This window comes from Pseudomonas thivervalensis (assembly GCF_001269655.1).
GTDB lineage: Bacteria > Pseudomonadota > Gammaproteobacteria > Pseudomonadales > Pseudomonadaceae > Aquipseudomonas > Aquipseudomonas thivervalensis.
The window spans coordinates 191,348-217,354 of record NZ_LHVE01000015.1; the positions used below are offsets into that span (position 1 = coordinate 191,348).

Here is a 26,007-nt window from a genome sequence, read left to right on the forward strand (position 1 = left end):
GATGAAAATATTGTACAGAAATATAAATCTGTACAAGATTAATCCTTAGAGGTCGCCCATGCCCCATGCAGCCATCGCCAAACCCAGAATCGCCATCAGCGCCTGTCTGATGGGTGCTGAAGTTCGCTTCAACGGCGGGCACAAGCAATCGCCGCTGTGCAGCCGCACCCTCATCGATTATTTCGACTTCGTGCCGGTGTGTCCCGAAGTCGCCATTGGCCTGGGCATTCCCCGGGAGCCGATTCGGCTGGTAGGCGACCTCAAACACCCCGAGGCACTCGGTACGGTGAATCGCGGCCTCAACGTGACCCGGCCATTGGCCGACTACGGGCAGCAGATGGCCGGAGAACTGGATGACATCTGCGGCTACATCTTCATGCAGAAATCGCCGTCCTGCGGTCTGGAGCGGGTCAAGGTCTACGACCACAACGGCGTGACCCAGGACGGCGGCGGACGCGGCATCTATGCCCAGGCCTTCTGCGAACGCCATCCCGACCTGCCGGTGGAGGAAGACGGTCGCCTCAACGATCCGGTGCTGCGGGAGAACTTCCTGACCCGGGTGTTTGCCTATGCCGCCTGGCAACCGTTGCGCCGCCAGGGCCTGACCCGTCGCGACCTGATCGAATTCCACTCACGCTACAAATACCTGCTCATGGCCCACAACCCGGAGCAGTACAAGGCCTTGGGCAAACAGCTGGGCAACATGGGCAAGGCCGACCCCAATGAGCTGGGCCCACGTTATTTCAGCGCATTGATGGCCGCCTTGAAAAAATGCGCCACCCGCCGCACCCACACCAATGTGCTGCAACACCTGAGCGGATATCTCAAGCGCGCCATCGACGCCGAGGACAAGCAGGAGGTACAGCACCTCATCGGCCAGTATCGCCTCGGCATCGTCCCGTTGGTGGTGCCGCTGACGTTGCTCAAGCATCACCTGCGCCAGCACCCCGACCCTTATCTGGCACAGCAGGTCTACCTGCAACCGCACCCGGAAAACCTCAGTTTGAGAAACGCGATCTAATGAAGAACGACCCCGACGCCAGCGCCCGCGAAGACCTGGGGGCCGATTTTGCCAAGGCCTTGGCCCAAGGCTGGCTGCCTATCCGCGAAGTCGCCCGGCAGACCGGTGTCAACGCCATCACGCTACGGGCCTGGGAGCGCCGGTACGGCCTGATCGTGCCGCACCGTACGCCCAAGGGCCATCGACTGTTCAATGCCGAGCATGTGCAACGGATCCTGAGCATCCTCACCTGGATCGACCGTGGCGTAGCGGTGAGCAAGATCAAGCCACTGCTGGACACTCCGCCGCTGCCGACCGAGCCCGCACAACCGCCGGAGAACGACTGGCAGCGTCAGCGCCACACCTTGGCGCTGGCGGTGACGCAACTGGCCGAGCGGCAGATCGATGACCTGGTCAACCAGGCGATGGCGCTGTATCCGCCCTGGACCGTGTGCGAGCAATTGCTCCTGCCGTTGCTGGCCGAGCTGCACCTGCGCTGGCAAGGCCAGTTCGGTGCGCAGTTGGAGCGGGTCTTCCTGTATTCGTGGATGCGCAGCAAATTCGGCAGCCGGGTCTATCACAACAACCGTCAACTGCGCGGCCCGCCCCTGTTGCTGGTCAACCATTCAGACCTGCCCCAGGAGCCACACCTGTGGCTCACCGCCTGGCTGGCCAGCAGTGCCGACTGCCCAGTGGAAGTGTTCGACAACGCGCTACCGGCGGGTGAACTGGCCCTGGCGGTCGAGCGCCTCAACGCCCGTGGTGTGCTGCTCTATTCCAGCCACGCCATCAACCTGTCCCAACTGCCCAGGCTGCTCAGCGGAATCGCTTGCCCGATTATCATTGCCGGCCCGGCCGCGTCGATTCACCACGCCCGGTTATCCACGGACGCCTCGATGATCGAGGTGTCCTGGGCCGAAGACCCGCTATCGGCTCACCGTGAACTGAGCCACAGAGAACTCCTTTAGATGGTAAACAGCATGCAACTGATCTGGCTGCGCAGCGACCTGCGCCTGCGCGATAACACCGCCCTGGCGGCCGCCGCAGTCCAAGGCCCCTGCGTGGCGGTGTATCTGACCAGCCCCGGGCAGTGGCGTGACCATGACGACGCCCCGTGCAAGATCGATTTCTGGCTGCGCAACCTCGGCGCATTGAGCGCGGCCCTGGATGAATTGAACATCCCGCTCTTGATCCGCGAGGCAGCGCACTGGCACCAGGCGCCGCACGTGCTGCTCAAGCTATCTTGCGAACTGAATATCGGTGCCGTGCATGTCAACGAAGAGTACGGCGTGAATGAAACGCGACACGACGCCGAGGTCGCCCGCGCATTGAATGATCAGGGCATCGAGTTTCACAGTCACCTCGACCAACTGCTGTTCAAGCCCGGCAGCGTACTGACCAAGACCGGCAATTATTTCCAGGTGTTCAGTCAGTTCCGCAAGGTCTGCTACAACCGTCTGCATTTCTCGTTGCCGAGCCTGGTCGCCACCCCGCTGCGGCAGGCTTCCACCGGCATTGTCCGCGATCCGGTGCCGAAACAAGTCGATGGATTCGCCCCACCCAGCGAAACACTGCGCGCTCTCTGGCCTGCCGGAGAAAGCGAAGCCCAACGGCGCCTGGACAGTTTTGTCGACCAGCACCTCGACGACTACCAGCACGAACGTGACTTCCCGGCCCGACCCGGCACCAGCCAGCTCTCGGCCTACCTGGCGGCCGGGGTGGTGTCGCCACGTCAGTGCCTGCATGCCGCGCTGCAAGCCAACCAAGGAGAATTCGAAAGCGGAAGTGCCGGAGCCGTGACCTGGATCAATGAATTACTCTGGCGCGAGTTCTATAAACACATTCTGGTGGGCTATCCACGCGTATCGCGCCATCGCGCGTTCCGCCCGGAAACCGAGGCGCTGGCATGGCGCAAGGCCCCCGCCGAACTGGAAGCCTGGAAGCAAGCACGCACCGGCCTGCCGATCATCGATGCGGCCATGCGTCAATTGCTGGAGACCGGCTGGATGCATAACCGCTTACGGATGGTCGTGGCCATGTTCTTGACCAAGAACCTGCTGATCGATTGGCGCGAGGGCGAGCGCTTTTTCATGCAGCACCTGATCGACGGCGACCTGGCCGCCAACAATGGCGGTTGGCAGTGGAGCGCCTCCACCGGCACCGACTCGGCGCCTTGGTTTCGGATCTTCAATCCCTTGAGCCAGTCGGAGAAATTTGACCCCGAGGGCCTGTTCATCAAGTACTGGCTGCCTGAACTGAACGATCTGGATAGGCAACAGGTCCATAGCCCAAATACCCAAGGCGGCTTGTTTGGCGCAGTGGATTATCCGGCACCGATCGTCGATTTGCGCGAGTCCAGGGCGCGGGCGCTGACAGCGTTCAGAAACCTGCCGGCGCGAAAGGACGTAGCCACAGAAGGGGTGGGCGATCAGCGAACATAAAATTGCCGGGCCGCAGGATGCAATATTTACCCGATAAACATATAGTCTTACTAATCGTGCGGATTCCACTGAAGGCCCTGTCTCAGTGCGCTGCACAATCGAAAGGAGTATGGAATGGGCCTAAGATTGCCACGGCGCTATTGGCTCACCGGGGCTGGCAACGGAATCGGCGCTTCGTTGGCTGAAGCGATACTGGAGACGGGTGCCTACCTGGCCGTCAGTTCACGCTCGGCCCGCTCCTGCGACCCCCTTTCGACACGTTATCCAGGACAAGTACTGATCGTGCCCGGTAATTTGACCGACAGCCAGACCGTGCGCGAGATCGACGAACACATCACTCGACAATGGGGCGCCCTGGACAGTGTGATCCTCAATGTTGGAACGGCTGAGTACGTTGACGGGCAGCCGGCTGATCACACATTGATCGAGCATATCGTGCGCAGCAACCTGCTGGCCGCCAGCTTCTGCATCGAAGTGGCCATACCCTTGTTGCGCGCCGGGACCGAACCTCATCTGGTGGGTATCGCCAGCCCGGCGACTTATTTGCCGCCTTCGCAAATCGAAGCAGGGGGCAATGGGATGCGTCATCTCTTCGAATCGGCACGGACAGAACTGGCCGGCTCCGGCATCGACGTGACGTTGGTATACCCTGGCTTCGATGGCCCATCGCTGGGGTCCGACGATTGTTCCCCCCCCTCGATGCACTGGTCGCCAGAAGAAGCGGCACGGCATGTGCTGAATCACTGGGTGGAACGCCCCTGGGAAGTCGTGCTCCCCATCGCCTCCATGACCGCGCTCTGGCCCCTGCCGTCATCCACCGAGACCTTGCCGAGCGACCTCGACTCATACCAGGCAAAAAACGGCTATCCGATCAAGGGACGCCCCTGAGCCCTCGATTGCCTTACACTGCGCGCCATGAAAACCATCCCCCTCCATGAAATCCAGGCACCGGCCGTCACGTGTTCAACGTGCGCGGCGTGCTGCTGCCAGTTGGAAGTGATGCTGATCACCGATACCGGGGTCCCGGAGCGTTTCATCGACACGGACGATTGGGGTGGGGAAGTGATGCTGCGGCTCGACGACGGTTGGTGCGCGGCCTTGGATCGCGACAGCATGCTGTGCACCATCTACGAAAAGCGCCCGCTGATCTGCCGCGAGTTCGAGATGGGTGCACCGGAATGCCTGGAAGAACGCCAAGGCATTGCGACGGCGTATCGGTAGAAGATGCTCGGCTTTTGAGGGCATGCAGCGCTATTTAGTCAGCAGGATGATAAACCTGTGGCGAGGGAGCTTGCTCCCGCTTGAGTGCGAAGCGCTCATAAAATAGGCTGCTGCGCAGCCAGCGGGAGCAAGCTCCCTCGCCACAATGAATCAAACAACCCTTAAGTGAGCAACATTGCCAAGGGTTCGAGCTTTACAGCGGCATCGTGTAGTGCAGCGCGTAGCTTTCCACACCGTCGTTGGTCGACTTGATGCCGGCGTTGGAGTAATGAGTGGCGCGAATGCCCACTTCATGTCCGCCATTGAAGCGCAGGCCGAATCCGATACGATCTTCGAACTGGAAGGCCGTGCCGAGCTTGTTGTCTTCTACTTGGGTATTGGCGAACAACGCCACACCGATACCTGCCTCGATGTAAGGCTTCACGTTCTGACCGGAAAATTCATACACAAAAACGGGCGAGAACGACAGGCTGTGATTGCTGGATGCCTCGTCCCCATCCCAGTAGGTATAGGCGCCGCTCCAGTAGCCAGTCAGGCGACCGACATCGCTTTGCAGCCAACTCTTGTCCCAGTCGAATTGCATGCCCAGGCGATAGGTCATGGTCGAGTCGCTGGTCTGGCCAACCCCAAATTCCACACCCGCTGCCTGCGCAGTATAAGTGTGCCCCATCAACGCAGCCGCAAACGCGGCAAAGCAGAATAAGCGCTTCATTAGAAACATCCTTTTCCGAACAGACTTAGTAGATTTTGTTACAAACACTCAAACCTATAGAAATCCGCGCTAAAACAGAAGTTCAGCAGGAATTACATCTTTTTCACGTTTTTTTTACAGATCGAAGCTTCGCACAACGCCAGACGAATGCCATAGCGTTGGTAGGATTTTTCTTAGATGTGTCGGATCTGCGCTCGTCCAGAAGTGCGTTTCACCGGCAGGTCCCTGCGCCAACAGCCCACGTTCAATCAACAGGCGCTGAGTTTGCCGGGCCACCGCGGCACCGGTGTCGATGAGGCTGATGTGCTCAGGAATCATCCGCGCGAGCAATGGCTTGAGGAACGGATAGTGCGTGCAACCCAGGATCAGCGTATCGCAGCCGGCCGCCAGCAAGGGCTCGATATACTGTTGCAACAGTTGATACAGGGCCGGGCTTTGCAGGTCACCCGTTTCGATCAGTTCCACCAACCCCGGACATGGTTGCGTGATCACTCGCACATCGGTGGCGAAACGGTCGAGCAAAGCGGCGAACTTGGCGCTTTGCAAGGTGCCGGTGGTGGCCAATACGCCGACGATACCGCTGCGAGTCGCGGCAGCCGCCGGCTTGACCGCCGGCTCCATGCCAACGATGGGCCAGTGGGGGAAATCACGGCGCAGGTCGGCGACAGCAGCGACCGTTGCAGTGTTGCAGGCCACGACCAGGGCCTTGGCGCCCTGCCCCAGGAGAAAGTCGGCAATGATCGCACAGCGCTGTCGGATGTATTCCGGGGTCTTCTCGCCGTAGGGAATATGCCCACAGTCAGCCACGTACAACAGCGATTCATTGGGCAGCAGCCGGCGGATCTCCCCCAGCACCGACAGCCCGCCGACACCCGAGTCGAGCACACCAACCGGCGCTTCACTCATGTTGGCCACCGCAGACACTGCAACCGGGGTCACGCTTGACCCGCAGCTCACGGAAACGCGTCCCCAGGGCATCGATCAACAGCAAACGGCCCACCAGCGGCTCACCGAAACCGGCCAGCAACTTCAAGGCTTCAAGGGCTTGCAGGCTGCCCACCAAGCCCACCAGCGGCCCGATCACACCGGCTTCGCTACAGGTCAGCTCGGCTTCGCTGCCGTGACCGTAGAGGCAGTGATAACAAGGGCTTTCAGGGCGACGCGGATCGAACACCGACAACTGCCCTTCCAGGCGAATCGCCGCGCCGCTGACCAACGGTTTGCCCGCCGCGACACAGGCCGCGTTTACCGCTTCGCGGGTCGAGAAATTGTCCGAGCAGTCGAGCACCAGATCCACCGCCGCGACCGCTGCGGCCAGGCTGTCTTCGTCCATGGCCGACCGGTGAGGCACCAGCCGAACCTCGGGGTTGATTGCCCCCAGGCGCCGCATCGCCGAATCGACCTTGCTCAGGCCGACGCTGTCGGTGTCGTGAATGATCTGGCGTTGCAGGTTGGTCAGGTCGACACTGTCGAAGTCCGCCAGGTGCATCTCACCCACCCCAGCAGCGGCCAGGTACAACGCCACCGGAGCGCCGAGCCCGCCGAGGCCGATAATCAACACGCGGCTTTGCTTGAGACGCAACTGGCCGTCGATGTCGACGTGTTGCAACAGAATCTGCCGGCTGTAGCGCAACAGCTCCTGATCGTTCAGCACGGCAGGCACCCCAGGCTGATGCGTTCATGATTGCCCAGGTCCTTGCGACTGTGGACTTCAGTGAAACCTTGGGCGCTTAGCAAATCGCGCACCGCCTCGGCCTGATCGTACCCGTGCTCGAGCATCAGCCAGCCACCCGGATCGAGGTGCGCCGGGGCCTGGGCCACGATCTGGCGCAGGTCATCGAGCCCGTCCGGCCCGGCCACCAAGGCACTGGCCGGCTCGAAACGCACGTCGCCCTCAGCCAGGTGCGGATCGCTGGCCGCGATGTACGGCGGGTTGCTGATGATCAACTGGAAACGCTCGCCTTCCAAAGCGCTGAACCAGTGGCTGCTCAACACCGTGACGTTGCGCAGGTCCAGGCGCTGGCGATTGCGCTCGGCCAAGGCAACGGCCTCCAGCACCCGATCCACCGCCGTGACCTTCCAGGCCGGGCGCTCACTGGCCAATGCCAGGGCAATCGCGCCACTGCCGGTGCCCAGGTCCAGGACCCGGGACGGTGTCGCTGGCAGCAAGGCCAGTGCGGTTTCCACCAGCAGCTCGGTGTCGGGACGCGGGATCAACGTATGGGGCGCCACTTCCAGGTCGAGTTTCCAGAAACCTTGTTGCCCGAGGATATAGGCCACCGGCTCGCCGGAACGACGTCGCCGCAGGTATTCGGAGAACAGCAATGCCGCCTCGCTGGGCACGATCCGCTCGGGCCACGTGTGCAGGAAGCTGCGGGACTTGCCCAACGCTGCGGCCAGCAACAACTCGGCGTCCAGCCGTGGCGTAGGCGAATCCGGCAGCTCGGCGGCGCGTAACAGACTGGCGATGATGGTCATTGATTCACCTGTGCTTATTCGCCAATCGCCGCCAACTGGTCGGCCTGGTATTCGGCCAGCAACGGCTCGATCACCGCATCGACACCACCGGCAAGGATTTCGTCCAGGGAATACAGGGTCAGGTTGACGCGATGGTCGGTGACCCGGCCCTGGGCGAAGTTGTAGGTACGGATCCGCTCGGAACGGTCCCCCGAGCCCACCAGCAATTTGCGTTCGCTGGCGATGGCATTGGCGGCGGCGCTGGTCTGCTGGTCGTTGAGCTTGGCCGACAACCAGGCCATGGCCCGCGCGCGATTCTTGTGCTGGGAACGCTCTTCCTGGCATTCGACCACGATGCCCGAGGGCAAGTGCGTGATGCGGATCGCCGAGTCGGTCTTGTTGACGTGCTGGCCGCCCGCGCCGGAGGAACGATAAGTGTCGACCCGCAGGTCCGCCGGGTTGATCTCGATGGCTTCCTGCTCGTCCGGCTCGGGCAATACCGCCACGGTGCAGGCCGAGGTGTGGATGCGTCCCTGAGACTCGGTGGCCGGCACGCGTTGTACGCGGTGGGCGCCGGATTCGAACTTCAGCTTGCCGTAGACATTATCGCCTTCGACCCGGGCGATGACTTCTTTATAGCCGCCGTGTTCGCCCTCGTTCTCCGAGAGGATCTCCACCCGCCAACCGCGACGCTCGGCATAACGCGAATACATGCGGAACAGGTCGCCAGAAAAAATCGCCGCCTCGTCGCCACCGGTGCCGGCACGGATTTCAAGGAACACGTTGCGCCCGTCATTCGGGTCCTTGGGCAGCAGCATGCGTTGCAGGCTGCTTTCCAGTTCAACCAGTTGCTCCTTGGCTTCGCGGACTTCCTCCACGGCCATTTCGCGCATGTCCGGGTCGCTGTCCTTGAGCAGCGCCTGGGCGCCTTCGAGATCGCCCTGCACTTTAAGCAGCTGTTTATAAGTGGCGACAATCGGCTCGACCTCCGCGTACTCCTTGGAGTAGGTGCGGAATTTGTTCTGGTCGGAAATGACTTCGCCATCGCCCAGCAAGGCGGTCAATTCTTCGAAACGGTCCTGGAGGATGTCCAGTTTGTTGAGCAGTGACGCTTTCATTGCGGTTTTTTATCCGAAAAGCTATCCGGTGAGCCCTCACCGAGGGCAAAGAGTTCCTGGGCCATGGCCAGCGCATCGAGGCGGCCCTCGGCGGTCAGCTTCTTGAGCTGGACACTGGGGGCGTGGAGCAATTTGTTGGTCAAGCCGCGGGCCAATTGCACCAGCACCTCTTCGGCACTGCCGCCGTTGGCCAGCAGGCGCTGGGCCTTTTGCAGCTCCTCGTCGCGCAGGCGCTCGCTCTGTTGGCGATACGCCTTGAGCACATCCACCGCCGCCAACTCACGCAGGCGCACCATGAAGTCGTCGGCGCCGACGCTGATCATCTCTTCCGCCGCCTGGGCCGCGCCCTGCCGGCTCTTGAGGTTCTCGGCGACCACCTCGTGCAAGTCGTCGACGCTGTAGAGGTAAACGTCGTCCAGCTCGCCGACTTCCGGCTCGATGTCCCGGGGAACGGCAATGTCCACCATGAAAATCGGCTTGTGCTTGCGCAGCTTCAGGGCACTTTCCACGGCGCCCTTGCCGAGGATCGGCAACTGGCTGGCGGTGGAACTGATGACGATGTCGCTGTGCACCAGCTCGGCGGGAATGTCCGACAGCAGCACCGCATGGGCGCCGAACTGTTCGGCCAGGGTACTGGCCCGTTCCAGGGTCCGGTTGGCGACGACAATGCGCTTCACACCCAGATCGTGGAGGTGACGGGCGACCAGGGTGATGGTCTCGCCGGCACCGATCAGCAGCGCCTGGCTGCGTTGCAAGTCACTGAAAATCTGTTTCGCCAGGCTGACAGCAGCGAACGCCACGGACACCGGGTTCTCGCCGATGGCGGTGTCGGTGCGCACCTGCTTGGCGGCGTTGAACGTCGCCTGGAACAGGCGCCCCAGCAGCGGGCCGACAGTACCGGCCTCGCGGGCCACGGCGTAGGCCGATTTCATCTGGCCGAGAATCTGCGGCTCGCCCAGCACCAGCGAGTCGAGCCCCGAGGCGACGCGCATCATGTGACGAACGGCCGCATCGTCTTCGTGCACATAGGCACTGGCGCGCAGCTCTTCAAGGCTCAAGTTGTGATATTCGGCCAGCCAGCGCAGGACTGAATCAGCTGAAACGTGATCCTGTTCTATATAAAGCTCGCTGCGATTGCAGGTGGAGAGGATCGCAGCTTCGCGGCTGTCGGTGAGTCGGCAGAGCTGCTGCAAGGCCTCAACCAGCTGCTCAGGCGTAAAGGCCACGCGCTCGCGGACGTCTACTGAAGCAGTCTTGTGGTTAATACCGAGTGCAAGGAAGGCCATTCAAGGTCGCTGATGGTGACGTGAAGCCGGCAATTGTCCTACTTCGTCAGATCCAGAACAACCACTCGATCTCTATCGCCCGGCCCTGGAGGGTAAATCGACGGGGCGGTTATGTTTGACCTAAGGCTTGTGTCATGATGATCCGACCGCAGGTTAGTCGTCCTCTTCCTATATGAATAGATCTTCCGCGTTGCTCCTCGCCCTTGCCTTGCTCAGCGGCTGCCAGTCCATGGCTCCCGTTTCGACGGACGGTACCCCGCCAGTCGAAGACAGCGTGCAGACCCCTGAAAAACCCAAGGTCTACGGCTCGTTCAGCGAAGAAACCATCTTCAGCCTGTTGAGCGCCGAACTGGCAGGCCAGCGCAATCGTTTCGACATTGCGCTGGACAACTACGTGACCCAGGCCATCAACACCCAGGACCCGGGCATCTCCGAGCGGGCGTTTCGCATTGCCGAATACCTGGGCGCCGACCAGCCTGCATTGGACACCGCGCTGATCTGGGCCAGGAATGCCCCGGACGATCTCGAAGCGCAGCGCGCCGCCGCCGTGCAACTGGCCCGAGCCGGACGCTACGACGACTCCATGGTGTATATGGAGAAAGTCCTGCTGGGCAAGGGCGACACCCATTTCGATTTCCTCGCGCTGTCCGCCGCCGACACCGACCAGGAAACCCGCAACGGCCTGATGAAAAGCTTCGATCGCCTGTTGCAGCGCCACCCGAACAACGGCCAGCTGATTTTCGGCAAGGCCCTGCTGTTGCAACAGGACGGTGACACCCAGGGTGCCCTTACCCTGCTGGAAGACAACCCGCCGGAAGCCGGCGAAGTGGCGCCGATCCTCCTGCGGGCACGCCTGCTGCAAGGCTTGAACCGTGGCGACGAAGCCCTGCCGCTGCTGGAAAAAAGCATCAAGAAATACCCGGACGACAAACGCCTGCGCCTCACCTACGCCCGCATGCTGGTGGAAAACAACCGCATGGACGACGCCAAGGTGGAGTTCTCCAGCCTGGTCCAGCAATACCCGGAAGACGACGAGTTGCGTTATTCCCTGGCGCTGGTCTGCCTGGAAGCCAAGGCCTGGGAAGAGGCCAAGGGTTACCTGGAAGACCTGATCGCCCGGGAAAGCCATGTCGACTCCGCCCACCTGAACCTGGGTCGCATCGCCGAGGAACGCAACGACCCCGAGAGCGCGCTGATCGAGTACGCCCAGGTCGGCCCGGGCAACGACTATCTGCCGGCACAGTTGCGCCAGGCCGATATCCTGATCAGCAACGGCAAGACCGCCGATGCCCAGAGCCGCCTCGCCGTACAACGTGATTCCCAGCCCGACTACGGGATCCAGCTGTACCTGATCGAAGCCGAAACCCTGTCGGCCAACAATCAGGGCGACAAGGCCTGGAGCGTGCTGCAACAAGCCTTGAAGCAATACCCGGACGATCTGAACCTGTTGTATACCCGCGCCATGCTGGCGGAAAAACGCAATGACCTGGCCCAGATGGAAAAAGACCTGCGCCTCATCATCCAGCGTGACCCGGACAACGCCATGGCCCTCAACGCCTTGGGCTACACCTTGTCGGATCGCACCACCCGCTATGACGAAGCCAAACTGCTGATCGAACAGGCCCACCAGATCAATCCGGAAGACCCGGCGGTACTCGACAGCCTTGGCTGGGTGAATTACCGCCTGGGCAATCTCGACGAAGCCGAACGCCTGTTGCGCCAGGCCCTGGAGCGCTTTCCCGACCAGGAAGTCGCCGCTCACCTGGGCGAGGTCCTGTGGGCCAACGGCAAACAACGCGAAGCCCGGCAGATCTGGAGCCGATTCCTCAAGGATCAGCCCGACAGCCCTATCCTGCGCAGCACCATCAAACGACTGACCGGATCCGAGACTCTTTAAGATTATGTTTTTGCGCCATCTCATCGTTTTCAGCTTCATTGCCCTGCTCGCCGGTTGCGCGGGCTTCGGCGCCCGTGAATCCGTCCAGGGACAGGGCAACCAGGCCCAGTGGCGCGAGCACAAGCAACAACTGAGCGGCCTGGACGGCTGGCAGATCGACGGCAAGATCGGCATCCGCGCCCCGAAAGACTCGGGCAGTGGCACACTGTTCTGGCTGCAACGCCAGGACTACTACGACATTCGCCTCTCGGGCCCGCTGGGTCGCGGTGCGGCCCGATTGACCGGCCGGCCAGGCCAGGTTTCGCTGGAAGTCGCCAACCAGGGGCGCTACGAGGCACCCACGCCCGAAGCGCTGCTGGAAGAACAACTGGGCTGGAAACTGCCGGTATCCCACCTGACCTGGTGGGTTCGCGGGCTGCCGGCACCGGACAGCAAAAGTCGCCTGACCCTCGACGCCGACAGCCGCCTGTCCAACCTGGAACAGGATGACTGGCAGATCGAATACCTCAGCTATGCCCTGCAGAACGGCTACTGGCTGCCCGAACGCATCAAGTTGCACGGCAGCAACCTCGACGTCACGCTGGTGATCAAGCAATGGCAGCCGCGCAAGCTGGGGCAATGAGATGACCGCTGCCCGCCTGACCCTGCCCTCCCCGGCCAAGCTCAACCTGATGCTGCACATCCTCGGACGTCGCCCGGACGGCTACCACGAGTTGCAGACGATTTTTCAGTTCCTGGACTACGGCGACGAGATCACCTTTGCCGTGCGCGACGACGGCGTGATTCGCCTGCACACCGAATTCGAAGGCGTCCCCCACGATAGCAACCTGATCGTCAAGGCAGCGAAAAAGCTCCAGGCACAATCCGGCTGTACGCTGGGCATCGATATCTGGATCGAAAAAATCCTGCCCATGGGCGGCGGCATCGGTGGCGGCAGCTCGAATGCGGCGACCACGCTGCTGGGCCTCAATCATCTCTGGCAACTTGGCTGGGACATGGATCGCCTCGCGGCCCTGGGCCTTTCGCTGGGCGCCGACGTGCCGGTTTTCGTGCATGGCCACGCCGCTTTCGCCGAGGGCGTCGGGGAAAAACTCACCCCGGTGGAACCCGAGGAACCTTGGTACTTGGTGCTGGTGCCGCAAGTATCTGTAAGTACAGCAGAAATTTTTTCAGATCCACTGTTGACACGTAACTCTCCTCCCATTAAAGTGCGCCCCGTTCCCAAGGGAAACAGTCGAAATGACTGCTTACCGGTGGTAGCAAGGCGTTATCCAGATGTTCGTAACGCTTTGAATTTGTTAGGTAAATTTACCGAAGCAAAACTCACCGGAACTGGAAGTTGTGTGTTTGGGGGCTTCCCAAGCAAAGCTGAAGCTGATAAAGTCTCGGCCCTTCTGACAGAGACCCTTACAGGGTTTGTAGCAAAAGGAAGCAACGTTTCGATGTTGCATCGCAAGCTGCAAGACCTGCTCTAAACGGAATCGAGTGCTGGGCACTCGCAGCAACAGATACAGGGGCGTCGCCAAGCGGTAAGGCAGCAGGTTTTGATCCTGCCATGCGTTGGTTCGAATCCAGCCGCCCCTGCCATTTTCCTATACTCATCCAGGTATACCCTCAGCCTTCAGGTACTGCGCGTGTCCAAGATGATGGTCTTTACGGGGAACGCTAACCCCGATCTGGCTCGGCGTGTCGTACGTCAGCTGCATATCCCTCTCGGTGACATTTCTGTCGGTAAGTTCTCCGACGGCGAAATCACTGCCGAGATCAATGAAAACGTTCGCGGTAAAGACGTCTTCATTATTCAGCCGACTTGCGCTCCGACCAACGATAACCTGATGGAACTCGTCGTGATGGCTGATGCCTTCCGCCGTTCCTCGGCTACTCGTATCACTGCTGTTATTCCTTACTTTGGTTATGCCCGTCAGGATCGCCGTCCGCGTTCCGCACGTGTGGCGATCAGCGCGAAAGTCGTGGCTGATATGCTGACCGTAGTCGGCATCGACCGTGTTCTCACGGTTGATCTGCATGCTGACCAGATTCAGGGCTTCTTCGATATTCCCGTGGATAACATCTACGGCTCCCCGGTCCTGGTGGATGATATTGAAGATCAGCGCTTCGAAAACCTGATGATCGTGTCCCCGGACATTGGCGGCGTCGTGCGTGCACGGGCTGTCGCCAAATCCCTGGGCGTGGATCTGGGTATCATCGACAAACGCCGTGAGAAAGCCAATCACTCCGAAGTGATGCATATCATCGGCGACGTCGAAGGGCGCACCTGTATCCTGGTCGATGACATGGTCGATACCGCCGGCACCCTGTGCCACGCGGCCAAGGCCCTGAAAGAGCATGGCGCAGCCAAGGTCTTCGCCTACTGCACACACCCTGTGCTGTCGGGTCGAGCGATCGAAAACATTGAAAATTCCGTGCTGGACGAGCTGGTGGTGACCAACACCATCCCGCTGTCCGCTGCCGCACAAGCCTGTGCGCGTATCCGCCAACTGGATATCGCACCGGTAGTTGCCGAAGCGGTTCGCCGCATCAGCAACGAAGAATCGATCAGCGCGATGTTCCGTTAAGGGCCCTGCCCTTTCCAGAAGGTCTCGTTGACGAAAAGCGCCCCGCCCCAACACTCATGTTGGGGCGGGGCTTTTTTGCCCATACCGCTTTGGCGTCGGTCGCAGACGTCATTCGGAAATGGCTATTTTGGAGATACAACATGAACGATTTTACTCTGAATGCTGAAGTGCGTTCCGACCTGGGGAAAGGTGCGAGCCGCCGCCTGCGTCGTCTCGCAAGCCTGGTTCCAGCTGTAGTCTACGGTGGCGACAAAGCCCCTGAGTCCATCAGCATGCTGGCCAAAGAAGTTGCCAAACTGCTCGAAAACGAAGCGGCCTACAGCCACATCATCGAGCTGAACGTTGGCGGCACCAAGCAAAACGTCGTGATCAAAGCCCTGCAGCGTCACCCGGCCAAAGGCCACGTGATGCACGCTGACTTCGTCCGCGTTGTTGCTGGTCAGAAGCTGACTGCTGTTGTTCCAGTGCACTTCATCAACGAAGCTGCTCCGGTCAAGAAAGGCGGCGAGATCTCGCACGTGACTTCGGAAATCGAAGTTTCCTGCCTGCCGAAAGACCTGCCTGAATTCATCGAAGTCGACCTGGCTGACGCCGAAATCGGCACGATCATTCACCTGTCCGACCTCAAGGCCCCTAAAGGCGTTGAGTTTGTTGCTCTGGCACACGGCGATGACAAGGCTGTTGCCAACGTCCACGCTCCACGTGTTGCTCCAGAAGCCACTGAAGAAGGCGCTGCAGAGTAATTTCACTCTGTCGCCGGAGTGACCGGAAACATCGCGGACTGGAACGTAGCGAGACGGCGGGCGAGAACGCGAAGTTTACTTAACGGTAAATCCGCCATTTTCGTCCACTGTCGCAACACCGCCTGATTGCGACATTGTTATCCACACTCCAGGAAGGGCCCCTATCGTGACTGCCATTAAACTGATCGTTGGCTTGGGAAATCCAGGCACTGAATACGAACAGACCCGGCATAACGCAGGGGCCCTTTTTGTTGAGCGCATCGCGCACGCCCAAGGCGTCAGCCTGGCCGCCGATCGCAAGTATTTCGGCCTGACCGGGCGCTTCTCGCACCTGGGCCAGGATGTTCGCCTGTTGATTCCCACCACCTACATGAACCGCAGCGGCCAGGCCGTGGCGGCATTGGCCGGTTTCTTCCGCATCAAGCCTGAAGAAATCCTGGTGGCCCACGACGAACTCGACCTGCCTCCGGGCGTTGCCAAGCTCAAGCAAGGCGGCGGCCATGGCGGTCACAACGGGTTGCGCGACATCATCGCGCAATTGGGTAATCAGAATACCTTTCACCGCCTGCGGCTCGGCATCGGCCACCCGGGCGTTGCCAGTATGGTTTCAAACTTTGTCCTGGGTCGTGCGCCTCGCGCCGAACAGGAAAAACTCGATGCCAGCATCGACTTTGCCCTCGGCGTGCTGCCGGATATCCTCGCCGGTGAATGGAACCGTGCGATGAAAAACCTGCACAGCCAGAAGGCCTGACACTTATCCGAGGGGAAACACCATGGGATTCAATTGCGGCATCGTCGGCCTGCCTAACGTCGGCAAGTCCACCCTGTTCAACGCCCTGACCAAATCCGGTATCGCGGCCGAGAACTTCCCCTTCTGCACCATCGAGCCGAACAGCGGCATCGTGCCGATGCCCGATCCACGCCTGGAAGCCTTGGCGGCGATCGTCAACCCCAAGCGCATCCTGCCGACCACCATGGAATTCGTCGACATCGCAGGCCTGGTGGCGGGCGCGTCGAAAGGCGAAGGCCTGGGTAACAAGTTCCTGGCCAACATCCGTGAAACCGATGCCATCGCCCATGTCGTGCGCTGCTTCGAAGACGAGAACGTAATTCACGTCTCCAACAGCGTCGACCCGAAACGCGACATCGAAATCATCGACCTGGAATTGATTTTCGCCGACCTCGACAGCTGCGAAAAACAGCTGCAGAAAGTCGCCCGCAACGCCAAGGGTGGCGACAAGGACGCCGTCGTCCAGAAAGGCCTGCTGGAGCAGTTGATTGCCCACTTCACCGAAGGCAAGCCTGCGCGCAGCCTGATGAAGAACATGAGCACCGACGAGAAGCTGGTGATCAAGGGCTTCCACCTGCTGACCACCAAACCGGTCATGTACATCGCCAACGTCGCTGAAGACGGTTTTGAGAACAACCCGCACCTGGACGTGGTCAAGGCCATCGCCGAAGAAGAAGGCGCCATGGTCGTTCCGGTCTGCAACAAGATCGAAGCGGAAATCGCGGAGCTGGACGACGGTGAAGAGAAAGACATGTTCCTCGAGGCCCTGGGCCTGGAAGAGCCTGGCCTGAACCGCGTGATCCGCGCCGGTTACGAGATGCTTCACCTGCAGACCTACTTCACCGCCGGTGTCGAAGAAGTCCGCGCCTGGACCGTCCGCGTCGGTGCCACCGCACCGCAAGCCGCCGGCGTGATCCACACTGACTTCGAAAAAGGCTTCATCCGCGCTGAAGTTATCGCCTATGCGGATTTCATTCAGTACAAGGGCGAATCGGGGGCCAAGGAAGCGGGGAAATGGCGTTTGGAAGGTAAGGAATACATCGTCAAGGATGGTGATGTGATGCACTTCCGCTTTAACGTCTGAGTTTGCACATAGTGCGGTGTGTATATCCGTTATCTAGGTAACGGCTACTTATGGTTCCGCTCTTACAGCGGGTCACTTTTGAGAAGCCCGGAAGCCGGCCCAGTCAAAAGTAACCAAAACGCTTCTGCCCCACCACTCGGTGCCTCGCTTAGGCTCGGCATGCCTGAACGAAGGCATTGCTCCGTGGGCCGCCGCGAAGGGCCATCCATGGCCCAGCGCGGCTATCCCGGCATCCATGCCGGGATACCCACTCCACAACACCTCCGTTCAGCCATCGTGGTTAACGGGGCGTCCGAGATCAACATCCTCCCCGAGGCGGCCTTATAGCCGACCTGGTTCTGGTGGGACCGAGTTTCCCCTGTGGGAGCGAGCCTGCTCGCGAAAGCGGTATCACAGCCAATGAAGTTGTTGAATGTACAGGCCTCTTCGCGAGCAAGCTCGCTCCCACAAGTTTTGTGGTGTACATGAGTTTTGTGTCTGCAGAAGATTATGTGTGGGAGCGAGCTTGCTCGCGATAGCGGAGGCTCAGACAAATAGATGCTGGCATGTTGCTCTTGCTCTTGCTCTTGCTCTTGCTTTTGATCTGGAGGCCCCGTTAAACCACGATGGCCGAACGCAGGCATTGCGCAGTGGGCATCCCGGCATGGATGCCGGGATAGCCGCGCTGGGCCATGGATGGCCCTTCGCGGCGGCCCACGGAGCAATGCCGGAGTGAGGGCACACCGAGCCTAGGCGAGGTGCCGAGTGGTGGGGCAAGAGCGTTTTGGTTACTTTTGCGCTCTTCAAAAGTGACCCGCTGTAAGAGCGGAACCATAATTAGCCGTTACCTAGATAACGGATATACACACAAGATCTTTAACAACACGCAAAAAAGCCCCGAAAGTCACCGACCTTTGAAAATCACACCACTCATATATTGATTCAAATCGCGAAAATCCCTAACCCCCCAAGCGAACGGCACCAACTTCACACCATTCTCTTTCAAAGTCCTGGGAATCAAGTCTCCATTGGGCCGAAGTATTACCGACGACACAATAACCCCCGGATAAATCCTAAGACGCTCCTTGAAAGCCGCAGTCGTAAGATCAGGCGTAGGCGGATTGCTTTTATGAGCCAATGGCCCCGTCCCCTTAAGGTCCGCGCCATGGCACATGACACATCGCTGCAAGTAGATATTCTTCCCATTGGCACTCTCCGCGAAGGACAGTGATGTTTGTATCAGCGACAAAATCCCTAGCGAAGCAATGACTAACCTTCTCACTATTCACGCGGCCTTGTTGTAGAAATCAGATCGGCGCTATTCCCTCGGGAGCAAACTCGCCCCCGCGCCTACTAGAACAGATAACCCATGTAGATCGCCGCACCACCACCGGCCTGCAAGCCAGCGTTCACCCCGGCCATGACCACCGCGCCTTTGGCCGAGCGCGCCAGTTGCCGGTTGACCGTGGTGGAAGCGATAAGCGACGTTGCCGGGTTGGAACTCAGCGCCACCGACAACGCCAGCAACTTGGGATCAAGCCCGAACAGCAGGGCCGTGGCCGAGCCGCCAACCACCAGGCCCACACCCACTTCGGTATACATGCAAGGGCCAGTGATGTCGTCGCTGGTCAGGTCGCGATTGGCCAGGGCATCGCTGACGAACACCTTGCCGGTGCTGGGAAACGCCTCCGCCGCACCGGCCGCAGCCACACCCTTGCCCTTGATCTGGATATTGATCTTGCCGAAGCGCGGCAGCCGTGCGCCAAACCCGACACCCACGCCGACACCACCATAGCGGTAGCTGACGTCCTCGCCTTGGGGTGAACGCAGGATAATCGAGCCGCCACTGCCCGCCACCATGACCACGGTCAGGCCTCCGCCGCTGGCGGTCTGGTACTGCCAGCGACTTTCATTGACCGGGAGTGGGATGTTGTAGCTCATACGTTCAAAGTCCTTTATGTGAATGAGCCGCACCGCGGCCGCGCAGACGGAAAGTTTTTAGCAAGCCGACGAGGGTAAATACCAGGCCGATAACCCCCAAGACTACGGAGGTGCCCCAGAGTGCGGCCGGGGCGTCGACGATGGCGCTGCCAGCCGGCTGCTCGGGCAGGTAATGCACCCGCACCGGCTGGTCTTTCTGATAACCGAAGATAAAGCCGCCCTGGGGATAGGAAATTTTTTCACCACTGACGGTGGTGAAGGCGATTTCAGGATGCGAACCACCAGCATTCAAATGGCTGACGATGCCATCGGCGGTCTGTGCCCGGGCGAGAAAGTTGCGCCGGTCGAGGGTGAGGTTGACGGCAATGCCCAACAAGCCAATGCCAATCAGGGCAAAAAGCAGGCCCAGCAGTATCGTCCCGATGCGTGACGGGGTGTCGTTAGCCATGGGTTGTCCCGATATTCATCCATGAAAGAAGGCGGCGAGAATAACAAAAAGCCGGGCTATGGCGTAATGCTAGATTTGAACGCGGGCGACGGTGTTGGGCCCGTTTGAAATGATGTTGGAGGTGCCGATGTCTTCGCGAGCAAGCTCGCTACCACAATGGATTTTCGGTGTTCGCGAGCGCATAAACACCACTGAACCCTGTGGGAGCGAGCTTGCTCGCGATAACGGTGACTCAGCTCACCTAAATGCCAGACCTCTTCCTTCTCAAGCCTTTCGGGTCCTCGGCAGGAAAATCGCCAACACCCCGAGCAACGGCAGGAACGAGCACAGCCAGTACACATACTCGATACCACGGATGTCCGCCAGGTGCCCCAGCAACGCGGCGCCAATCCCGCCGAAACCGAACATCAGTCCGAAGAACACGCCGGCGATCATCCCGACATTGCCCGGCACCAGTTCCTGGGCGTACACGACGATGGCCGAGAACGCCGAGGCAAGGACGAAGCCGATGACCATGCTGAGGATGCTGGTCCACAACAGGTCAACGTGAGGCAGGATCAGGGTGAACGGTGCCACGCCGAGGATCGAGAACCAGATCACCGCCTTGCGCCCGATCCTGTCGCCAATCGGCCCGCCAAAAAAGGTCCCCGCCGCCACCGCGCCAAGGAACAGGAACAGGTGCAACTGCGAAGAGGCCACCGAGAGGTCGAACTTCTCGATCAGATAGAACGTGAAGTAACTGGTAAAACTGGCCATGTAGAAATACTTGGAAAACACCAGCAGCCCCAGCACCACCAGCGCACTCAAGACCCGCCCCTTGGACAAGCCGTGGGTCGCCGCCTGGCCTTGCTTGAGCTTGAACAGGTTCAGGTGGTTGGCGTACCAGCGGCTGATGCGGTACAGCACGTACAACGCAAACAGGGCGAACAGCCCGAACCAGGCCACATTGCCTTGCCCGTAGGGAATGATGATCGCAGCCGCCAGCAGCGGGCCGAAGGCTGAGCCGGCATTACCGCCCACCTGGAACGTCGACTGCGCGAGCCCGTAGCGGCCGCCCGAGGCCAGTCGGGCCACCCGGGACGCTTCGGGGTGAAAGGTCGACGAGCCGATACCGATCAACGCAGCCGCCAACAGGATCAGGGCAAAATTGCCAACCATGGCCATCATCACAATGCCGATCAGCGTGCACACCGTCCCGGCCGGCAACAACCAGGGCTTGGGATGACGATCGGTGTGATAACCGACCCAGGGCTGTAGCAAAGATGCGGTCAACTGGAACGTCAGGGTGATCAGGCCAACCTGGGTGAAGGTCAGGCCATAGCTGTCCTTGAGCATCGGATAAATCGACGGCAGCACCGCCTGGATCAAGTCGTTGATCAAGTGCGCCAGCGCCACGGCACCGATGATGCGCATGACCAATGGGCTGCTTTGCGCGGGGGCGGCAACGGCCGGAATATCGGCCTGAGTATTGCTGATAGCCATGGGAGTTTCCATACGACAGAGGGTGCACACGGGCAGGTGCGTCAATGTGCCATTTTTCGGTGCAACAAGGCTATCCCCTTAGCTAGCTATCGACCTTGAAAAATTGTCGAAATCCAAGGTGATAGCCCAACGCCATGGTCTGAATCTTGCCTTGTTAACGGCCTACAACGCGGCTCCTTACAAAGGGGACCGAGAATGGGAAGTTTCGCTACAGAGCTGGCCTACCGAGCCGATTTGGACAAACTTTCGAGGCCTTTTAAAAGGGCACCTGTTTCAGCACTTGTGTAGAAACGCACAAAAACAGTGCAAAGGTGTTCAGGGGAGTATGGGCATGCAGGCTTTTTTATCACCGGGAATCAGGTTGTTGGGGCATTTTGGCTTCGCCCGCAAATTCCAATTGCTGTTCCTGCTTTTTATCCTGCCGCTCATGGGCAGCCTGTGGCTCATCGGCCAGGACTATCGCGACAAACTCAGCCTGGTTTCCGGGGAGCGCGCCGGGGTGCGCCAATTGCTGGCCCTGGATAATCTCGACAACCTGCTCACTGCCCAGCGAAACCGAGCTGCCCGCTGGCGTGCCACCGAAACCAATCGGCAGCCGACACCCGCGACGCTGGCGGCCATGGCGGCGTACGATGCCGTGCAACCGGCCCTCAACCAGGCCGCCAGTGACCTGGCCAATACGCTGCAAACCGAAGGGGCCGAAGCCGATACCCTCGCCCGCTATCAAACCCTGCAAACCAGCCTCAACGGTCTGGATTCGAAAAGCCTGGGCAGCGTGGGTTGGTGGCCAGATGGCTACGACCGCTTCACCGCGGCCCTCAGCGCCCTGCAATCGTTGCGCGAGCAGATGGTCATGGACAATCGCCTGACCCTCGCCTCCTGGCTGGAGACTTATCTGCTGACCCAGATCTCCACCCAACAGACGCCGGACCTGATCGAACGGGTCGGCCGCCTCGCCAGCGTTGGCCAGGCCTCGGTGGTGTCGGGCCAGTTCACGCTGCAGAGTCGCCTGCAACTGCGAGACCTGCGCAGCCGTATCGGCGACGCCCGGGATCAACTGGTCAAGACCGGAGCCTTGTTGGAAACCCGCCTGCCCAGCGATCTGCAAACCTGGGCCGGACAATTCCAAGGCAGCCTCAAGCACTTGGATGCAGGCCTGAAAGTACTGGATGACGGCGTATTCGGCGGCGCCATCAACCTGAAGCCGGAAGATTTCGAGAAACATATGGATGCCCTCCTCGCCGACCTGGCGACCTTGCGGCAACAGTCGCTGGTGGCGTTGGATACGCGGCTGGACCACTACCACAGTTCGGCCATTCGCCAGTTCATCCTGGTAGCGACGGTGCTGGGCTGCCTGCTGCTGGCGGCGCTGTATCTTTTTGTGTGCCTGCAAGCGTCGATCCGACGCAGCGCCAGCGGCATCACCGTGCTGGCCGAGGCCCTGCGCGACGGCAATCTCAGCCTGCAAGTGCCGGTGCAAGGACGCGATGAACTGGCGGCCATCAGCACCGCCCTCAACGTCGCCGTGGTGCAGTTGCGCAACAGCCTGCTTGGGGTGGATCACGAGACGTTGCAGTTGAGCAACGCCGTGCGCACCCTCAACACACACTCCAGCGGCGCCCTGGGAGAAGTCGAGGCCCAGCAAATGCAGATCAGCCAGATCGCCGCCGCCGCGACGCAACTGGCCGCCACCTCCCAAGGCGTGGCGAAGAGCTGTGAACAAGCTTCCGATAGTGCCCAGCAGACCCGGCGCATCGCTGCCGACAGCAGCCGCGACAGCCAGCGCACCACGGCGAGCATCCAGCAGCTCAACCAGCGACTCAACGAGACCGCCGCCGCACTGGGGCGGGTCAGCGAACAGGGGCAACAGATCCAACTGGTGGTCGATACCATTCGTGGCGTGGCCGAGCAGACCAATCTCCTGGCCCTCAATGCCGCCATCGAAGCGGCTCGCGCCGGGGAACAGGGCCGTGGTTTCGCGGTGGTCGCCGATGAAGTGCGCAGCCTGTCGCAACGCACCCAATCCTCCACACAACAGATCGCTGGCACCGTCGACAGCCTGCGCGCCACGGTCAACGAAGCCGTCAGCCTGATGGAAGCCGCCTGCGGCCAAGCCCAGACCGACGCCCAAGCCGTCACCGGCCTGGGCGAACGGCTGGGGGAAATTGCCAGCGCCGTGCAAAGCGTCACCGACACCCTGGCGCAAATCGCCACCGCCGTGGATGAACAAGCCAGCACCGCCGACGAGGTCAGCGGCAATATCCAGCAGGTCGACCAGGCGGCCATGCGCTTGCTCGAAGGCGCACGGGCCGTGAACGTGGCGGCCGATACCTTGAGCCAGGGAAGCCAGGCCTTGAGTGCCAACACAGGGAGATTTCAGCTCGGCTGACAGGGATTTGCAGCGAGGATTGTTAAGCGGTTGAAAGCGCAGAGAAATATTTCAGATTTACGCTTGACACATCTTCGTTACCGGCGAATAATGCGCGCCACTTGGCTACATAGCTCAGTTGGTTAGAGCATAGCATTCATAATGCTGGGGTCCGGGGTTCAAGTCCCTGTGTAGCCACCAAGTACTAAAAACGGCCTATCGAAAGATAGGCCGTTTTTTTATGCCCTGAGAAAAGCACCTACGCTTTCAGGGTTTGTTCGCTCCCGCGATTTCAGGGTAGCAAGCCCGAGCATTCAGGCAATCCCGAGTCCAGGGTGATTTGCGCCACACGCCTCGCATCGCTACAGTCGATCTCTATACCCCAGGCCCACGGATGGAGCGACACGTGCTTACCGATCTGAAATCGAACCTTCATCGCCTGTCAGCCGTTTCGCTGCTGGCTGTCACCCTGACACTCATCGCCTGCAAGGCCCCGCCCTCCTCGACCGCCACACCCGCGTTGCCTTCCCCGCCGGAGATCACGTCCGGCTACCGCACCGACGTGCAGACCCGTTACGCCGACAAGCACATGGCGGCCGCAGCCAATCCGCTGGCGGCCGAGGCCGGTCGGGAGATGCTGCGGCGCGGCGGTTCGGCCATCGACGCGGCGATTGCGATGCAAGCCGTGCTGACCCTGGTGGAGCCGCAATCTTCGGGCATTGGCGGCGGTGCGTTCATTGTGTTGTGGGATGGCAAGGCCGTGCGCACCTACGACGGTCGCGAAACGGCACCGGCCGGCGCCACCGAGAGACTTTTCCTGCAAGCCGACGGTCAACCCATGCCGTTTACCGCCGCGCAGATCGGCGGTCGTTCCGTGGGTATACCGGGGGTATTGCGCGGACTGGAACTGGCCCATCGCAAACATGGCCGTCTCGAATGGGCGAGGCTCTTCGAGCCGGCCATCGCGCTGGCGGAGCAGGGCTTCGCGATCTCCCCCAGGCTGCACGCCTTGATCGCGTCCGACCCGTCGTTGCCGGGCTCGCCCGACATGGCGGCATACTTTCTCAATGCCGATGGCAGCCCGAAGGCAGTTGGCACCGTCCTGAAAAACCCGGCATTGGCAGGTGTGCTCAAGCGCATCGCCAACGAGGGTCCCGATGTTTTGTACAAAGGGCCGGTTGCCGAGGAGATCGTCGCCAAGGTGCAGGGTCACGCCAACCCCGGCAGCCTTTCGTTGAACGACCTCCAGGACTACACCGCACGGGAACGGCCCGCGTTGTGCACCGACTACAAGCACTGGCAAATCTGCGGCATGCCACCACCGTCTTCGGGCGGGGTTGCCGTGGCACAGATCCTCGGGACGTTGCAGGCCTTGGAACAGCGCGACAGCAACGCGGCCCTCGCCCCCTTGAAACCCCTCAAGACCGCTAAACCCGCCGGCATTGAACCTTCCCCCGAAGCAGTGCACCTGATCGCCGAAGCCGAGCGCCTGGCCTACGCCGACCGCGCCCAATACATCGCCGACCCGAATTTTGTAGCCGTGCCACTCAAAGGACTGGTCGATCGAGGTTACCTTGCCAGCCGAGCCAGCCTGATCGGCCCTCGTAGCATGGGTGTCGCCAAGCCCGGCACACCACCGGGCATCCAGGTAGCCTACGCCCCGGACCGTTCCCCCCTGCGTATTTCCACCTCGCAAGTGGTGGCGGTAGATGACCAGGGCGGTGCTGTGTCCATGACTACCACAGTGGAGTCGGCGTTTGGCTCGCACTTGATGGTCCAGGGTTTCATGCTCAACAACCAAATGACCGATTTCTCGTTCATCCCGGAAGAGAACGGGCAAAAAGTCGCCAACCGTGTCGAACCCGGCAAGCGCCCGCGCTCGTCGATGGCGCCGACGCTGATTTTCGATCATCAGGGCAGACTGCTGGCTGCTGTCGGCTCCCCCGGCGGCTCGCAAATCATCGAATACGTCGCCAAGTCAATCATTGGTCTGCTGGATTGGAATCTGGACCCGCAAACCGCCATCAACCTCCCCAACTTCGGCAGCCGCAACGGCGCCACCGAACTGGAAAAGGGACAGTTCAGCCCAACGCTGGTCCAGGCGCTGAAAGACAAGGGCCACGCTGTGAGCGAGATCGACATGAACAGCGGCACCCAGGCGATTGTCCGGGTGCGTGATGCTCAGGGAAAAACCTCGCTGGCCGGCGGCGCTGATCCAAGGCGCGAAGGTCAAGCACTGGGCGACTGATCGAACTCGTCCTGCGGTTGATAGACCAGCAGATCCGCCGGCTGGCATTGCAGGTAGCTGCAAATGGCGTCGAGGGTTGCCAGGCGGATACCCTTGACCTTTCCTTGTTTCAGCAGGGAAAGGTTGGCCTCGGTAATACCGATTGCAGCAGCCAGGTCCTTGGATTTGACCTTGCGCATGGCCAGCATCACATCGAGTTGAATAACAATGGGCATG

25 protein-coding genes and 2 tRNA genes are annotated in these 26,007 nt (G+C 60.5%); 16 read left to right on the forward strand and 11 right to left on the reverse strand.

Annotated elements, in window-relative coordinates:
- Positions 1-58: 58 nt before the first annotated feature.
- The 5 genes from AD659_RS22370 to AD659_RS22390 all read left to right on the forward strand — a co-directional run bounded on the left by AD659_RS22370 (position 59) and on the right by AD659_RS22390 (position 4,662).
- A complete protein-coding gene (locus AD659_RS22370; RefSeq protein WP_053125184.1) occupies positions 59-1,021 on the forward strand; it encodes a YbgA family protein in 963 nt (320 codons plus the stop codon).
- Complete coding sequence (locus tag AD659_RS22375; protein WP_053125186.1) at positions 1,021-1,968, forward strand: MerR family transcriptional regulator; 948 nt, start codon at positions 1,021-1,023, stop codon at positions 1,966-1,968. The genes AD659_RS22370 and AD659_RS22375 overlap by 1 nt, the downstream gene beginning before the upstream one ends.
- Positions 1,969-1,980: 12 nt before the next feature.
- A complete protein-coding gene (gene phrB / locus AD659_RS22380) occupies positions 1,981-3,441 on the forward strand; it encodes a deoxyribodipyrimidine photo-lyase (RefSeq protein WP_053125252.1) in 1,461 nt (486 codons plus the stop codon).
- A 114-nt stretch (positions 3,442-3,555) separates the two neighbouring features.
- Positions 3,556-4,329, forward strand: coding sequence for an SDR family NAD(P)-dependent oxidoreductase (locus AD659_RS22385; protein ID WP_053125188.1), 774 nt, complete (start codon positions 3,556-3,558; stop codon positions 4,327-4,329).
- Between the two features lie 27 nt (positions 4,330-4,356).
- Entirely contained in the window at positions 4,357-4,662 is a 306-nt protein-coding gene (locus AD659_RS22390) for a YkgJ family cysteine cluster protein (protein WP_053125190.1), read from the forward strand.
- Between the two features lie 193 nt (positions 4,663-4,855).
- Here the strand turns inward: AD659_RS22390 and AD659_RS22395 are convergent, their stop codons facing one another.
- From AD659_RS22395 to hemA, 6 genes are all read right to left on the reverse strand, one after another.
- Positions 4,856-5,374, reverse strand: a complete 519-nt coding sequence (locus tag AD659_RS22395; protein WP_053125191.1) for an acyloxyacyl hydrolase — start codon at positions 5,372-5,374, stop codon at positions 4,856-4,858.
- Positions 5,375-5,488: 114 nt separating this feature from the next.
- Complete coding sequence (murI, locus tag AD659_RS22400) at positions 5,489-6,280, reverse strand: glutamate racemase (protein WP_053125193.1); 792 nt, start codon at positions 6,278-6,280, stop codon at positions 5,489-5,491.
- Positions 6,273-7,028 (reverse strand): molybdopterin-synthase adenylyltransferase MoeB, encoded by a 756-nt coding sequence (locus AD659_RS22405; protein WP_053125254.1) that lies wholly within the window; start codon positions 7,026-7,028, stop codon positions 6,273-6,275. The genes murI and AD659_RS22405 overlap by 8 nt, the downstream gene beginning before the upstream one ends.
- Entirely contained in the window at positions 7,022-7,852 is an 831-nt protein-coding gene (gene prmC, locus AD659_RS22410) for a peptide chain release factor N(5)-glutamine methyltransferase (protein ID WP_053125195.1), read from the reverse strand. The genes AD659_RS22405 and prmC overlap by 7 nt, the downstream gene beginning before the upstream one ends.
- A gap of 14 nt (positions 7,853-7,866) precedes the next feature.
- Positions 7,867-8,949 carry a peptide chain release factor 1 gene (gene prfA, locus AD659_RS22415; protein WP_053125197.1) on the reverse strand — a complete coding sequence of 361 codons (1,083 nt, stop codon included), beginning with the start codon at positions 8,947-8,949 and terminating at the stop codon, positions 7,867-7,869.
- Positions 8,946-10,235, reverse strand: a complete 1,290-nt coding sequence (gene hemA / locus AD659_RS22420) for a glutamyl-tRNA reductase (RefSeq protein ID WP_053125199.1) — start codon at positions 10,233-10,235, stop codon at positions 8,946-8,948. Before hemA ends, prfA begins: the two co-directional genes overlap by 4 nt.
- Before the next feature lie 172 nt (positions 10,236-10,407).
- Here hemA and AD659_RS22425 point away from each other — a divergent pair, with 172 nt between their 5' ends.
- The 8 genes from AD659_RS22425 (at position 10,408) to ychF (ending at position 17,325) form a co-directional block, all read left to right on the forward strand.
- Positions 10,408-12,132, forward strand: a complete 1,725-nt coding sequence (locus AD659_RS22425) for a tetratricopeptide repeat protein (RefSeq protein WP_053125200.1) — start codon at positions 10,408-10,410, stop codon at positions 12,130-12,132.
- Positions 12,133-12,136: 4 nt separating this feature from the next.
- Positions 12,137-12,754, forward strand: coding sequence for a lipoprotein insertase outer membrane protein LolB (gene lolB / locus AD659_RS22430; protein ID WP_053125202.1), 618 nt, complete (start codon positions 12,137-12,139; stop codon positions 12,752-12,754).
- A gap of 1 nt (position 12,755) precedes the next feature.
- Positions 12,756-13,607, forward strand: a complete 852-nt coding sequence (gene ispE / locus AD659_RS22435) for a 4-(cytidine 5'-diphospho)-2-C-methyl-D-erythritol kinase (RefSeq protein ID WP_053125204.1) — start codon at positions 12,756-12,758, stop codon at positions 13,605-13,607.
- 37 nt (positions 13,608-13,644) lie between these two features.
- Positions 13,645-13,719, forward strand: a tRNA-Gln gene (locus AD659_RS22440).
- 47 nt (positions 13,720-13,766) lie between these two features.
- The gene (locus AD659_RS22445; protein WP_003171603.1) at positions 13,767-14,708 is read left to right on the forward strand and encodes a ribose-phosphate pyrophosphokinase; all 942 of its coding nucleotides are present in this window, start codon (positions 13,767-13,769) and stop codon (positions 14,706-14,708) included.
- 140 nt (positions 14,709-14,848) lie between these two features.
- A complete protein-coding gene (locus AD659_RS22450) occupies positions 14,849-15,451 on the forward strand; it encodes a 50S ribosomal protein L25/general stress protein Ctc (protein ID WP_053125206.1) in 603 nt (200 codons plus the stop codon).
- Positions 15,452-15,617: 166 nt separating this feature from the next.
- Positions 15,618-16,202 carry an aminoacyl-tRNA hydrolase gene (pth, locus tag AD659_RS22455; RefSeq protein WP_053125207.1) on the forward strand — a complete coding sequence of 195 codons (585 nt, stop codon included), beginning with the start codon at positions 15,618-15,620 and terminating at the stop codon, positions 16,200-16,202.
- A 22-nt stretch (positions 16,203-16,224) separates the two neighbouring features.
- The gene (gene ychF / locus AD659_RS22460) at positions 16,225-17,325 is read left to right on the forward strand and encodes a redox-regulated ATPase YchF (protein WP_053125208.1); all 1,101 of its coding nucleotides are present in this window, start codon (positions 16,225-16,227) and stop codon (positions 17,323-17,325) included.
- 883 nt (positions 17,326-18,208) lie between these two features.
- Here ychF and AD659_RS30275 read toward each other — a convergent pair.
- From AD659_RS30275 to AD659_RS22475, 4 genes are all read right to left on the reverse strand, one after another.
- On the reverse strand, positions 18,209-18,586 hold the full coding sequence (locus AD659_RS30275; RefSeq protein WP_082343600.1) for a c-type cytochrome: 378 nt from the start codon (positions 18,584-18,586) through the stop codon (positions 18,209-18,211).
- Positions 18,587-18,657: 71 nt separating this feature from the next.
- Positions 18,658-19,245 carry a hypothetical protein gene (locus AD659_RS22465; protein ID WP_053125210.1) on the reverse strand — a complete coding sequence of 196 codons (588 nt, stop codon included), beginning with the start codon at positions 19,243-19,245 and terminating at the stop codon, positions 18,658-18,660.
- Between the two features lie 4 nt (positions 19,246-19,249).
- Positions 19,250-19,693 carry a DUF3592 domain-containing protein gene (locus tag AD659_RS22470; protein WP_053125212.1) on the reverse strand — a complete coding sequence of 148 codons (444 nt, stop codon included), beginning with the start codon at positions 19,691-19,693 and terminating at the stop codon, positions 19,250-19,252.
- Positions 19,694-19,957: 264 nt separating this feature from the next.
- Positions 19,958-21,175, reverse strand: a complete 1,218-nt coding sequence (locus tag AD659_RS22475) for an MFS transporter (RefSeq protein ID WP_053125214.1) — start codon at positions 21,173-21,175, stop codon at positions 19,958-19,960.
- Between the two features lie 331 nt (positions 21,176-21,506).
- Between AD659_RS22475 and AD659_RS22480 the strand changes: the two genes are divergently transcribed.
- The 3 genes from AD659_RS22480 (at position 21,507) to ggt (ending at position 25,791) form a co-directional block, all read left to right on the forward strand.
- The gene (locus AD659_RS22480; RefSeq protein WP_053125256.1) at positions 21,507-23,564 is read left to right on the forward strand and encodes a methyl-accepting chemotaxis protein; all 2,058 of its coding nucleotides are present in this window, start codon (positions 21,507-21,509) and stop codon (positions 23,562-23,564) included.
- Between the two features lie 103 nt (positions 23,565-23,667).
- Positions 23,668-23,744, forward strand: a tRNA-Met gene (locus AD659_RS22485).
- A 193-nt stretch (positions 23,745-23,937) separates the two neighbouring features.
- On the forward strand, positions 23,938-25,791 hold the full coding sequence (gene ggt, locus AD659_RS22490) for a gamma-glutamyltransferase (protein WP_053125216.1): 1,854 nt from the start codon (positions 23,938-23,940) through the stop codon (positions 25,789-25,791).
- Here the strand turns inward: ggt and AD659_RS22495 are convergent.
- Positions 25,773-26,006, reverse strand: a complete 234-nt coding sequence (locus AD659_RS22495) for a helix-turn-helix domain-containing protein (RefSeq protein ID WP_053125217.1) — start codon at positions 26,004-26,006, stop codon at positions 25,773-25,775. The genes ggt and AD659_RS22495 overlap by 19 nt on opposite strands.
- Position 26,007 lies beyond the last annotated feature (1 nt).

Coding starts and splice junctions, on each gene's coding strand:
- phrB (WP_053125252.1), top strand. CDS start 1,981: ATGCAACTGATCTGGCTGCGCAGCGACCTGCGCCTGCGCGATAACACC.
- ychF (WP_053125208.1), top strand. CDS start 16,225: ATGGGATTCAATTGCGGCATCGTCGGCCTGCCTAACGTCGGCAAGTCC.
- AD659_RS22465 (WP_053125210.1), bottom strand. CDS start 19,245: ATGAGCTACAACATCCCACTCCCGGTCAATGAAAGTCGCTGGCAGTAC.
- AD659_RS22480 (WP_053125256.1), top strand. CDS start 21,507: ATGCAGGCTTTTTTATCACCGGGAATCAGGTTGTTGGGGCATTTTGGC.
- AD659_RS22450 (WP_053125206.1), top strand. CDS start 14,849: ATGAACGATTTTACTCTGAATGCTGAAGTGCGTTCCGACCTGGGGAAA.
- murI (WP_053125193.1), bottom strand. CDS start 6,280: ATGAGTGAAGCGCCGGTTGGTGTGCTCGACTCGGGTGTCGGCGGGCTG.
- prfA (WP_053125197.1), bottom strand. CDS start 8,949: ATGAAAGCGTCACTGCTCAACAAACTGGACATCCTCCAGGACCGTTTC.
- AD659_RS22385 (WP_053125188.1), top strand. CDS start 3,556: ATGGGCCTAAGATTGCCACGGCGCTATTGGCTCACCGGGGCTGGCAAC.
- AD659_RS22425 (WP_053125200.1), top strand. CDS start 10,408: ATGAATAGATCTTCCGCGTTGCTCCTCGCCCTTGCCTTGCTCAGCGGC.
- AD659_RS22470 (WP_053125212.1), bottom strand. CDS start 19,693: ATGGCTAACGACACCCCGTCACGCATCGGGACGATACTGCTGGGCCTG.
- AD659_RS22475 (WP_053125214.1), bottom strand. CDS start 21,175: ATGGCTATCAGCAATACTCAGGCCGATATTCCGGCCGTTGCCGCCCCC.
- lolB (WP_053125202.1), top strand. CDS start 12,137: ATGTTTTTGCGCCATCTCATCGTTTTCAGCTTCATTGCCCTGCTCGCC.
- AD659_RS22495 (WP_053125217.1), bottom strand. CDS start 26,006: ATGCCCATTGTTATTCAACTCGATGTGATGCTGGCCATGCGCAAGGTC.
- AD659_RS22395 (WP_053125191.1), bottom strand. CDS start 5,374: ATGAAGCGCTTATTCTGCTTTGCCGCGTTTGCGGCTGCGTTGATGGGG.
- ggt (WP_053125216.1), top strand. CDS start 23,938: ATGGAGCGACACGTGCTTACCGATCTGAAATCGAACCTTCATCGCCTG.
- AD659_RS22370 (WP_053125184.1), top strand. CDS start 59: ATGCCCCATGCAGCCATCGCCAAACCCAGAATCGCCATCAGCGCCTGT.
- ispE (WP_053125204.1), top strand. CDS start 12,756: ATGACCGCTGCCCGCCTGACCCTGCCCTCCCCGGCCAAGCTCAACCTG.
- AD659_RS22375 (WP_053125186.1), top strand. CDS start 1,021: ATGAAGAACGACCCCGACGCCAGCGCCCGCGAAGACCTGGGGGCCGAT.
- AD659_RS22390 (WP_053125190.1), top strand. CDS start 4,357: ATGAAAACCATCCCCCTCCATGAAATCCAGGCACCGGCCGTCACGTGT.
- hemA (WP_053125199.1), bottom strand. CDS start 10,235: ATGGCCTTCCTTGCACTCGGTATTAACCACAAGACTGCTTCAGTAGAC.
- prmC (WP_053125195.1), bottom strand. CDS start 7,852: ATGACCATCATCGCCAGTCTGTTACGCGCCGCCGAGCTGCCGGATTCG.